The organism is Vallitalea maricola (assembly GCF_036985595.1).
GTDB lineage: Bacteria > Bacillota > Clostridia > Lachnospirales > Vallitaleaceae > Vallitalea > Vallitalea maricola.
On record NZ_BTPU01000082.1, the window covers coordinates 1 to 11434 of the forward strand.

The window sequence follows — 11434 nt, forward strand, 5'->3', positions numbered from 1 at the left end:
TAGCTAGTAAACCTGCAATCATTTTAGCTGATGAACCTACTGGAAACTTAGATTCAAAAACAGAAGAAGAAGTAATTACTGTAATTAGGAAATCAATTAAAAAATATAATCAGACACTTGTTATGATAACTCATGATGATAGCATAGCTCAGGAAGCAGATAAAATTATAAGGCTTCAAGACGGTAAGGTGGTGAGCTAATGGGAATAGAATATGTTATTGCTAAATCAAACTTAAAAGTTAATAGACAAAAAAGCTTATTAAGTATTATTGCAATTATGCTAACAACTGTACTGTTTACCTCAGTAGGCATTATATGCATAAAAAATTATGTAGAACAGAAAAATATGATAGAACATTTATATGGTAAAAATCATGGAAGAATTTCGGAATTGCGTAGGGAAGATATTGACTTTATCCAAAAACAAGCTCAGTTAGGGGAATATGCATTTGTAGGGAAAAGTATTGTAGATAAAAATTACATTTCTATTGAGTATAAAGATCCTATGTTACAAAAATTAAATTTAATTGATATAGATTTAATAGAAGGTAAAGTACCAGAAGCAGAAAATGAAATAATGCTGGATAAAGAAGCAATAGAATTATTAGGTTACTCACCTAAAATAGGTGAACATATTAAATTAGACTATATTATTGAAGACAAACATTGTGAAACAGAATTTATTTTAGTGGGTATAACACAAGCAAGAGAGAATTTTAAATTAAAAGGTATTTATTTTGCAGGAGTATCATTAACGTTTTTGGAGAATCATGTAAAGAAAGAGGATTTAAGATTTACTGCTTATATTAGATTTAATGAAAAATTATCTATAACAGAAATAAATGCTAAGTTTAGTCAAATTATTGAAAACATAAATGTGGATAAAAAATATTTGAGGGTAAATGAATTCTATCTTAATACTAAAGTAGTTGAACCAAGCAGTGCTTTATTCGTAATAGTGATAATTCTTATTATTTTTACTTGTGCTTTTTTGATTATTTATAATATATTTAATATATCTGTTATACATAATATAAAAGCTTATGGAAAAATTATAGCTATAGGTGGGAATAAAAGACAAATGAAGAAAATAGTTTTTTTTGAAGGGTCCATATTATCTGCCATTGCTATTCCCATAGGAGTTGCTATAGCATATGTTATTAATTTTATTATTATTAACAGGCTTATATCCAAAAACCCTATAGAATTCTCGGGATATTATTTGATGGTGATTTTAATGTCTGTTGCTATTAGTTATATAACAGTCTTTATTTCTATATTAAAACCAATGAAAATAGCATCAAGGATCTCTCCTATAGAAGCTATAAGGCATAATGGAAAGTATAAGACAAAAAAAAGAAAAAAATATTATAAACAACTTACAGTATTTAGGTTGATGTTAATTAATATATTTAGTCATAAAAAAAGAACTGTTTTAACATTAATGTCAATGTGCTTTAGTAGTATACTAATATTAATTGCTTCTGCTTTTATGAATTCAGTTAAACCAGAAGATATTGCGTATAAATCTGTTGGTGCAGATTTTATTATAAAATTACATAATTATACAGAAGAGGAATCAAAAACAGTAATTAAATTAAATCAATTACAACTTAACAATCCACTAGATAAAAGTTTAATTCAACATATTCAATCAATAGACGGGATAAAAAATGTTAAGATACAAAAAAAAGTTAGAGCTAAGTTAGGTGAGGATTCACTATTTGATAGTGTAAGTTGTATACCACAAGAGGAATTTGATCATTTATTGGGAAAAGCTCCAGTACATGACAAGAATATTCTTTTGATAGGAGAAGATGCTAATGTATTTTATTCCTTTAGTGATGGACAAGTATTAAATGTAGTTATATATGATGGTAATAGAAAACTCGAAGAACAATTTATTGTGCATATAATAGAAGAAAATGGATTATTTGTATCAGAAGATATAATGTCAAAACTAATTGAAACAAATATAAATTTTAATATATCAATGAATATAGATAGAAAGAAATATGAAGATATTAATAGAGAACTACGTTCATTGGTTGATAAAAATGATAACTTGTATATAATAAGTTATTTTGATACGTTAGAAGTAGTTAAAAAAGCTTTACATACTAAATCTGTTCTAATGTATGGGTTAGCTATTGTAGTTACAATTATTGGATTTATTAATTACATTAATACTATGAGTGCAAGTATTTTGGCTAGAAAAAAAGAGATTGGAATACTACAAGCAGTTGGTTTATCTAATCGACAGCTTAATAATTTGGTTGAATTAGAAAGTTTATTCTACATTATTATTACAATTTTTACAGGATTAACTATTGGTAATGTATCAGGTTATATAATCTGTAATAAAGCTAATGACTTAATGGGTGGACTAACTTATAGCTATCCATATATACAGAGTTGTTTATTTGTTGCACTAATGTTAATTGGTCATATAGTTGTTATGAAAATAATAAAAATTAATTTATTTAAAGATTCATTAGTAAATAGAATTCGCTTTAGTGAATGATTAATATGATAAGTTAGTTGATAAAATAATACTGTTTAATAATAATCAAAGTTAGTATAACATAGGAGGTATTAATAAATGCTAAAAACAAAACAACTGAAAAAATATTTTACTGGAAAAGAATATACAGTAAAAGCTGTTGATGACATCAATCTAGTTGTTGATAAAGGGGAATTTGTTGCAATAGTTGGTGCATCTGGTTCTGGTAAAACAACGTTACTTAATCTAATAGGAGGTCTTGAACAGCCTACAGAAGGCAAAGTTCTAATTGATAATACAGATATATTTAATATGAATGAAACCAAGAGGACTATTTTTAGAAGAAGAAAAATAGGATTCGTTTTTCAGAGTTATAATCTTATACCCATTATTAATGCATGGGATAATATTATATTACCAATTGAACTAGATGGAAGGGAAGTTGATGAAAAATACATAACTGATTTAATGAAAACACTGAAAATATATGACCGTAGGGAACATCTACCTAATGCTTTATCAGGAGGTCAAAAACAGAGGGTAGCAATAGCAAGAGCTTTAGCATCCAATCCTTCTATCATCTTGGCTGATGAACCTACAGGGAATCTTGATTCAGAAAATAGTGAAGAAGTGTTGCATTTACTCAAAAAAACAGTAAAATTATATAATCAGACACTACTATTAATAACACATGATGAAAAAATAGCTCAAGAAGCTGATAGAATAGTTAAACTAAAAGATGGAACAATCGTAGAAGAGGGAAGGTGATAATATGAAATGCATTAAAAAATTATCAAAAGCATATTTATCATCATCCAAATTACGAAGGAAATTAGTTATATGGTCTATAGTATTATCGACTATTCTAGTATTATCAATTGGTAATTTATATGTTGGACGTATTATAAGTAATACCATGCATTATGAAGAGAAAATGGCTACATATGATGGGTATTTTACTAATGTGACCCAAAGACAAATAGATGAAGTCAAGGATAATGATAATGTAATTAATAGTTCGTTGAAAACTGTATTGACTAAATTAGCTGATTTCGATAATAGAAGATTTTATTTGGAAAATGCTGATTCAGAGTATATGGATAGGTTTAATTATAAAATAGAAGAAGGAGCATATCCTAACAGAGAAAATGAAATAGCATTAACAAGAAGTATTATAGAAGGACAAGACTTTAATATAGGAGATTACATTACTCTTAATCTAATAAATAAGGACAAATCAGTAGAATCAAAAAAATTCATTTTAACTGGAATAGTAAAAGCCAGAGGGTATGACAAAAATAAAAACACAGGCTTTATCAGTCAAGAATATATAGATAATGCAAATCCAAACGAATTAGATAGTGTTATATTTGTTTCTGTAAAGAAAACATTTGATAAAATTAGTCTATTTAATGAAATTGCTAAAACATCAGGTATAGATAAAAAAAATGTAAGGTATAGATCTGGTTTGCAAAATTCAGTTGAATATATCTTGGTTGTTTTATTGGTTGTTATCCTAAGTATTATTACTATAAGTAATATTTTTTCTTATGCATTAATTGAAAGGGTTAATACAATAGGGTTATTAAAAGCTGTTGGTATGACTAATAAACAATTACGAAGGTTATTCACAAAAGAGGGGATTTATTATTATATAAATGGTGCATTTATTGGTATTGTAATAGGTATATTATTTAATAGTTTTAGTCTTAACAGTCAATATAAAAGCTATTATGAAGACAAGTTTACTTTAGTTGAGTATATTAAAACATATGTATCGATAGCTTTTAGGGATAATCTATACTTAAGTCTATTAATAATTACATTACTTTTAGAAGCAGTGGGTGTTTGGTTAGCTTTAAAAATACCTAGTAAAAAAATTAAAAAAATGTCAATAGTTGATTCAATTCATTTTATTGATAAGGTAAAGGTAAAAAGAAACAAAATGAAAAAAAGAAAATTTAATAACCCTGCGTTGAAACTAGCTTATGTTAATCTTAATAACAATCGTTTTAAAACAGTCTTGTCAGTTCTAACTATTAGCATTAATGTTGTTCTGTTTTTATATTTTACTCATTTCTTTTCTTATGCTTTTTCAGATTTTATGGTAACAAGAGGTTTAGTAGGAGATATCCAAATATCAGGTATAGATTATGATGATATGATATATATTGATGAAATAGAAGGTATAGAACGTAAGAATATAGAAGTTAGAGGAATTGGAAAGACACCTATTGATGAAATAGAAATTGATCAAAGTTATACAGAAAAAAATGAACAATTACAAAAATATAAGGATAACAATGAGGATGCTGATATTAATTTATATAGTTACAATGACAATATGTTGGAATGCAGATATAAGTATATGAAGACACCATATACTCTTGAAGAATTGAAGACTATGAAAAATTGGTGTATTGTTTTTGATGTATTTGATGAATATGATTATGATATAGGGGAAACTTTTATTATCAATAATCAAGAAATTAGAGTAGTAGGAGAAATCAGTTTATATCATTACACTAAATACATTACTCCACCATTGTTAATCAGTAAGAATTTCACAAATGATGCTTTTAACAAAAATGAACTAGGTTATTCTCTAGTTGGATTAAATATTGAAAAAGATAGATATGATGATGTTAAAAATAAAATAGTTGAAAAATTTCAATATGACGAAGAGGTTTACACTACTTATATTGACGTAGAATTAAAAAAATTGTATCAAAATAAAGCAAATGCTTTTGTAATGATAAACTCATTTATTGGTATGATAGCTATGATAAGTTTATGTATGTTAGTTAATATCATGTATACATCTATAGTAAATAGAAAAAGAGAATTCGGTATGTTAAGAGCTATTGGAATGACTAAGAAACAATTTAATAAATATCTTGTTTTTGAAGGTAATATACTAATATCTTTTATTACTATAATAAGTATTCCAGCAGGATATTTTATAACAAAATTGTCTTTTGATGATTTTTCAAGCATTCCAGAAAATAGTGAATTTATATTTAAATTTCCTTATTGGTGTTTAATAATAATTCCAATATACTATATTATTATTAGGCTGATAATTAAAATGAGTTTGAAACGGATGGATAAAGAAAGTGTCGTTGATTTAATAAGATGGATTTAACTAACTTACAAAGAAAATATTCTAAGGGATAAAAAATTTGACATAATATTATGCTAAATGAATGGTTGGAAATAATAAAAACCATAAAACTATATAAAAACTTATTTTTAGAAGTTGTAATAATGATAAATACATACATTGTTAAAATAAAAATGAAGGTTAATAAATAAAAAGTTGCATAAATCTATAAACATGTATTGACATATTCTCAAATTCGTATATAATGGATATATAAATATTGAACATAAGTTACATGATAATCTTTTTAAATAAACAACTTTCATAATAATAAATACAAAGATGTATTTAAATTTTGTAGACAAAGTGGTCTATGTACTCTAACAAGAGTACGTAGGCCTTTTTTTGTTCTCTTTTATGGAAGTTTCCTACGGAAGATACCACTTAGGTGCTTTTCTAGTGTTTTAAAAAAGATTAGCTAACCTATGTTCTAGTAAAAGAAGGAGGCTAAAAATGAATAAAATAACCAAAATTGATATTATTACTAGACCTAGTAAAGTAGAAGAGTTAAAAGAAGCATTTAATGAAATAGGTATTACGGGTATGACATTTTCACATGTATTAGGATGTGGACAGCAAAAAGGTAAAACAAAATATTACAGGGGTAACAAATACAGTATTGATTTATTACCAAAATCAAAAATTGAGGTAGTGGTTTGTGAAGTGCCAGTGGAAGTAGTTGTTGAGACAGCACAAGAAGTACTTAGGACAGGGGAAATAGGGGACGGTAAAATTTTTATATATCCAGTAGAGAATGTAATAAAAGTTCGTACTGGTGAAGAAGGCGTAGACGCTTTATAAAATAAATATAATGACAGGAGTGGAATTTTTAATGGATGAGATTAAGTTTATTTTGGATAACATATGGATTTTAATAGCTACAACATTAGTATTTTTTATGCAAGCAGGATTTGCAATGGTAGAAACAGGATTTACTAGAGCAAAAAATGCGGGGAATATAATAATGAAGAATTTAATGGACTTTGCCATTGGTTCAATAATGTTTTGGGTAATTGGATATGGTTTGATGTACGGAAAATCAATAGGAGGATTAATTGGAACTCCTGATTTACTATTTCTAAATAATACTGATTATACAGCGCTTATATTTCAAACAGTTTTTTGTGCTACAGCGGCTACCATAGTATCAGGTGCAATGGCAGAAAGAACCAAGTTTATATCCTAAATGATATATAGTTTCTTCATATCAGTAATAATATATCCGGTAGCTGGGCATTGGATATGGGGTGGAGGGTGGTTGAGTCAACTTGGCTTCCATGACTTTGCAGGTTCAACTGTTGTCCATTCAGTTGGAGGATGGTGTGCTTTGGTTGGAGCTTCTATCATCGGACCACGTATAGGAAAATATACGAAAGATGGAAAATCAAAAGCTATACCGGGACATAGTTTGACATTAGGTGCATTAGGGGTATTTATACTATGGTTTGGATGGTTTGGTTTTAACCCAGGTTCTCAGTTGGCAGCTTCATCTGGGGCAGATATAGCATCAATATCAAAAATATTTGTTACAACGAACTTGGCGGCTGCAATTTCTGCTATTGTAACTATGAGTGTTACGTGGATAAGATACAAAAAGCCAGATGTTTCAATGACCCTAAATGGTGCATTAGCAGGACTTGTTGCAATAACTGCAGGATGTGCAGTGGTTACTCCTGTAGGAGCTGTCATGATAGGTATTATTTCAGGTGTAGCTATAATATTTGGTATAGAATTTATTGACAAGATACTGAAAATTGATGACCCAGTAGGAGCTATTGGTGTACACGGAATATGTGGAGCATTGGGAACTATCTGCGTTGGTTTATTTTCAGCAGATGCAGAAGTTGGATTAGGTCTATTCTATGGAGGTGGAGTTAGACAATTAGGTGTTCAGGCATTAGGAGTAGCTACCGTAGCAGCTTGGGTAATAGCAACTGCATTTATCATCTTCAAAGCAGTTGATTTGACTATTGGATTAAGAGTTAATAAAAAAGAAGAGAATATAGGATTAGATATAGAAGAACATGGTATAGAGAGTTATGCTGATTTTGAGATAAAGGTAATGTAATATAATATATCTGTTATTGAGAAGGGACTGTCTGATAATACAGACCCTTCTACTTTAGACAGATATATTTTTTAGAGGATTTTTATATCTATTAGAATTCATTAATGGAATGAAAAACGGACAGTCATTATAATCATCCATTAATATCCTAACATCAAGGTTAAAAACATCATGGAGAATCTCCTTAGTGATTATACTCTTGGGATTACCTTGCTTATATATGTCACCATCTTTTATGACGATAATTTTATCAGAATATCTGGCAGCTTGATTAAGGTCGTGTAATACCATGACAATAGTTAATTTCATTGTATGATTAAGCTTTTTGACCAATTCTAGTACTTCAAATTGATGACTGATATCTAGATATGTAGTAGGTTCATCCAATAGTAATATATTAGGCTTTTGACATAGAGCCATAGCGATCCATGCTCTTTGACGTTCTCCACCAGATAAAGTGGTAACTTGTCTATCTTTTAGGTGTTCCATCTTAGTCAGTTCTATTGCCCAGTTAATTATATCAATGTCTTCTTTATGAAGTTTGGCAGTCCAATCAAGATGTGGATATCTCCCATAACTAACAAGATCAAAGACTGTAAAATCATCAGGTGCATTGGGAGATTGAGGTAATATGGACATTTCTTTCGCCAATACCTTGGTATCCATCTGGAAAATTGAATTACCATTAAGATATACATCACCATATTTAGGTTTTAGATTTCTTGAAAGTGCCTTCAATAAAGTTGATTTACCGCAACCATTTGTACCGATCAACGTGTTTATGGAACCTTTTTTTATGTTTAAAGAAAGGTTATCGATTATATTGTTTTTACCATAATTAATTGTTACTGAATTAGTTCTTAACACGATTTTTCAACCCGCCTCTCAATAGGAATATAAAAAATGGTGCGCCAAGCATTGACATAACAATACCTACAGGTATTTCTACAGGGTCCATAACTATTCTTGCGATTGTATCACAAAACATCATTAATGATGCTCCCAGTAAAGCACTTGCTGGAAATAGATATCTATAGTCAGAACCGATTATAAGTCTTGTTATATGAGGTACAATCAATCCTACAAAACCTAACAATCCAACATTACTTGCTGAGCTAGCTGCTAGGAGTGAAGCTAAAGCAATAAAAACTTTTCTTACTCTCTCGATTTTCAGTCCTAGTCCGGTGGCTATTTCATCACCGAGCATCAATATATTCAATTTCTTGGATAACAAGAAAGCTACTATCAAACCAAAAAGTGCGTAAGGCCATAATGCATAGAAGTCTTTCCAAGTCTTAGCGGCTAGACTCCCTACCATAAATCCTAATGCATTTTGTACTCTATCAGGATAGAAGATAAGTATAGTGTTAATCCATGCTCCCAAAAATGAGGATACAGCAATCCCTGCTAATATAAGTCTGAGAGGTTTTATACCATTCTTCCAAGATAGTATGTATATGAGCATAGTTGTAAATAAAGCAAAAGCAAATGCAATTGGTGTAACAAGGAAATCATAGTCAGGAAAGACTACTAGAATAAAAACTGCACCCAACCCTGCGCCAGAGGATACACCAATAGTATTAGGTGAGGCTAGGGGGTTTCTCATTACCCCCTGTAAAATGCCTCCAGCCAAAGACAAACATATACCAACAGTTCCAGCTACAAGTGACCTTGGAACTCTTACTTTCCATATAATATTTCTATTGACACCTGTTTCATCAATAAATATAGCTTTTAATATTTCTGGAATTGATATCTTAAAAGCACCTAAACTAATACTAAAAAGAAATGATATAAAAGTAACAATTAACAAAATGATTAGTATGGTAATCTTATAAGAATGTCTATTTTTTAATTCATTCATTATTTAAATACCTGAGAATAAAATATTTTAGCTAAATATTCAAATGCTTCAGGATATCTTGCATTAGGTTTGTAATGGAATAATTCTGGTGGAAGATAATGTACATTACCTTCTTTAACTGCTGTAAGTGTAGCCCATGCTTCATTTGATTCTAAGTCATCTTTTATACGAGTTTTAACTTTTTCAAGATCCCCCATAGGAATAACTAATATTACATCAGGATCTTTTTCAAGGATTTTTTCCAAACTAAAATCTACTTTTGAACTATTTTCAACTGGCGAATCAGTAATTATATTGTTAGCTCCAAGCATTTCTACCATGTTTCCTACTAAGCCTGTAGAAAGTTCTGCTTTAACATATTTTGATGAACCAAATAAGATAAATACATTAGGTTGCTCTTCTTTTTTTGCTTTATCACAAATTTTATTTATATCTTCCTTAAGAGCTTTTACTTCTGAATTGTAAATATCATCTCTGCCAGTAATTTTTGTAAATAATCTTAGTGTATCAATAAATCTATCGTAAGGATTATTACTAACATCAACATATGCGCATTCTATATTATTGCTCTTTAACATATCTTCCATTTCTACGTGTTGGCTTCTAGTTGAGCTTAATATAACTAGGTCAGGTTCTAGAGATAATATTTTTTCAACACTAGGTGCGTTTACTTTTCCAACTTGTTCAATATCTTTAGCAGCATCTGGAACATTAGTTGTACCACTTACTCTAGCAATAGCTTCTCCACCTGCTAGATACCAGATATCTAGAATAGAATTCATAAGTACAACAACTTTTTTTGGATTTTTAGTAATTGTTTGTTCATTACCCATTGGGTTTAAATATGTAATAGTTGTGTCAGTATCTTCGATTATGAATTCAGGTAATTCTTCTGATGTTTTATTGGCAGAGTCTTTTTCTGAACTATTAGTTGTTGTTTCTGAATCTTTTTCTGCATCCTTATTTTCATCAGTGGTTTTTTCATTGTTATCTGGAGTAACAGTAGTTTTTGATGAATCCTGCTGTTTTGAACATCCACTGAATGAAGTAACGGTCAATATAAAAATCAATAAAATAGCAACACGTTTCATATTTTTCATTATTAAGTCCTCCTAGGAAATTCTTATAATAGTATCTTTGTATTAATTCAATAGTTTTTGAAGGTTAATTCTCCATGAAAATAAGAACAGCTAACGGTTATAGAGATAATATAAAAATAAAAAAACTCACAACTAACAGTTGTAAGTTATATTAACAAATTAAATAATTTATAATAAGATAAAATTATTAATCAATTAATGTAATCGTATCTTCCCACCGAAGTTAGTTACATGGATTTTAAAGGCAGGTTTCCTGACTCGTAGCTCAAGTTACTCTCTTAATCTTCCCAGTTTCCCAGTGATATATCTAAGATTTCATCCCTACTTACAGTAGCGGGGGCTGTAGAGGATTCACACCTCATTCCCTATTATCTTTTAATGTTAAATCTTTGTTAAGTTAACATTATAAAGCACCCTTAAATAACTATTAAATTTTAAAGAAATAGTATCATAGTTTTGTAGTAATGTCAATGTGATTAAGAGTTGTAATGCATTATAAAAATAAGATGCTGGGTTCGGCGTCCTGCCTCACTACTCCACATATACATATACTATTTTGCTTATAGTCTCCGTCAATATATTTACAAAACACATTTTCTTCTATAGTGGCAGTATTATTACAGGCTATTGGTGAAATATATTGAGTTTATTAATTCATTAAAATGATGGGTATCAATCTAATTAAGGGGGATTATATGAAAAAAGTATTTGTGTGGTGTAATATCATAATTATAAC

The 11434-nt window shown here is 29.1% G+C and carries 6 protein-coding genes, 3 pseudogenes and 1 riboswitch; of the genes and pseudogenes, 6 read left to right on the plus strand and 3 right to left on the minus strand.

Going from position 1 to position 11434, the window contains the following annotated elements; all coding sequences use genetic code 11:
- The 6 genes and pseudogenes from AACQ14_RS20405 to AACQ14_RS20430 form a co-directional block, all read left to right on the plus strand.
- Nucleotides 1–200, plus strand: a pseudogene (locus AACQ14_RS20405) (ABC transporter ATP-binding protein); the annotation flags it as partial.
- On the plus strand, nucleotides 200–2524 hold the full coding sequence (locus AACQ14_RS20410) for an ABC transporter permease (protein WP_339365429.1): 2325 nt from the start codon (nucleotides 200–202) through the stop codon (nucleotides 2522–2524). The pseudogene AACQ14_RS20405 and the gene AACQ14_RS20410, both read left to right, overlap by 1 nt.
- A gap of 78 nt (nucleotides 2525–2602) precedes the next feature.
- Complete coding sequence (locus AACQ14_RS20415) at nucleotides 2603–3271, plus strand: ABC transporter ATP-binding protein (protein WP_339365430.1); 669 nt, start codon at nucleotides 2603–2605, stop codon at nucleotides 3269–3271.
- Between the two features lie 4 nt (nucleotides 3272–3275).
- Nucleotides 3276–5648: an ABC transporter permease gene (locus tag AACQ14_RS20420; RefSeq protein WP_339365431.1), complete on the plus strand. Its 2373-nt coding sequence runs from the start codon at nucleotides 3276–3278 to the stop codon at nucleotides 5646–5648.
- A gap of 477 nt (nucleotides 5649–6125) precedes the next feature.
- A pseudogene (locus AACQ14_RS20425) lies at nucleotides 6126–6467 on the plus strand (P-II family nitrogen regulator); the annotation flags it as partial.
- A gap of 31 nt (nucleotides 6468–6498) precedes the next feature.
- Nucleotides 6499–7716, plus strand: a pseudogene (locus AACQ14_RS20430) (ammonium transporter); the annotation flags it as partial.
- Between the two features lie 72 nt (nucleotides 7717–7788).
- Here the strand turns inward: AACQ14_RS20430 and AACQ14_RS20435 are convergent.
- Genes AACQ14_RS20435 through AACQ14_RS20445 form a run of 3 tightly spaced genes read right to left on the minus strand, consistent with a single transcriptional unit; the run spans nucleotide 7789 to nucleotide 10698 of the window.
- Entirely contained in the window at nucleotides 7789–8601 is an 813-nt protein-coding gene (locus AACQ14_RS20435; RefSeq protein WP_339365433.1) for an ABC transporter ATP-binding protein, read from the minus strand.
- Nucleotides 8588–9598: a FecCD family ABC transporter permease gene (locus tag AACQ14_RS20440; RefSeq protein WP_339365434.1), complete on the minus strand. Its 1011-nt coding sequence runs from the start codon at nucleotides 9596–9598 to the stop codon at nucleotides 8588–8590. Before AACQ14_RS20440 ends, AACQ14_RS20435 begins: the two co-directional genes overlap by 14 nt.
- A complete protein-coding gene (locus tag AACQ14_RS20445) occupies nucleotides 9598–10698 on the minus strand; it encodes an ABC transporter substrate-binding protein (protein ID WP_339365435.1) in 1101 nt (366 codons plus the stop codon). Before AACQ14_RS20445 ends, AACQ14_RS20440 begins: the two co-directional genes overlap by 1 nt.
- A 226-nt stretch (nucleotides 10699–10924) precedes the next feature.
- Nucleotides 10925–11131, minus strand: a riboswitch (cobalamin riboswitch).
- Nucleotides 11132–11434 lie beyond the last annotated feature (303 nt).

What these genes read in the sequence shown, in the direction of transcription:
- AACQ14_RS20410 (WP_339365429.1), top strand. Translation starts at nt 200, where the DNA reads ATGGGAATAGAATATGTTATTGCTAAATCAAACTTAAAAGTTAATAGA.
- AACQ14_RS20415 (WP_339365430.1), top strand. Translation starts at nt 2,603, where the DNA reads ATGCTAAAAACAAAACAACTGAAAAAATATTTTACTGGAAAAGAATAT.
- AACQ14_RS20420 (WP_339365431.1), top strand. Translation starts at nt 3,276, where the DNA reads ATGAAATGCATTAAAAAATTATCAAAAGCATATTTATCATCATCCAAA.
- AACQ14_RS20440 (WP_339365434.1), bottom strand. Translation starts at nt 9,598, where the DNA reads ATGAATGAATTAAAAAATAGACATTCTTATAAGATTACCATACTAATC.
- AACQ14_RS20445 (WP_339365435.1), bottom strand. Translation starts at nt 10,698, where the DNA reads ATGAAAAATATGAAACGTGTTGCTATTTTATTGATTTTTATATTGACC.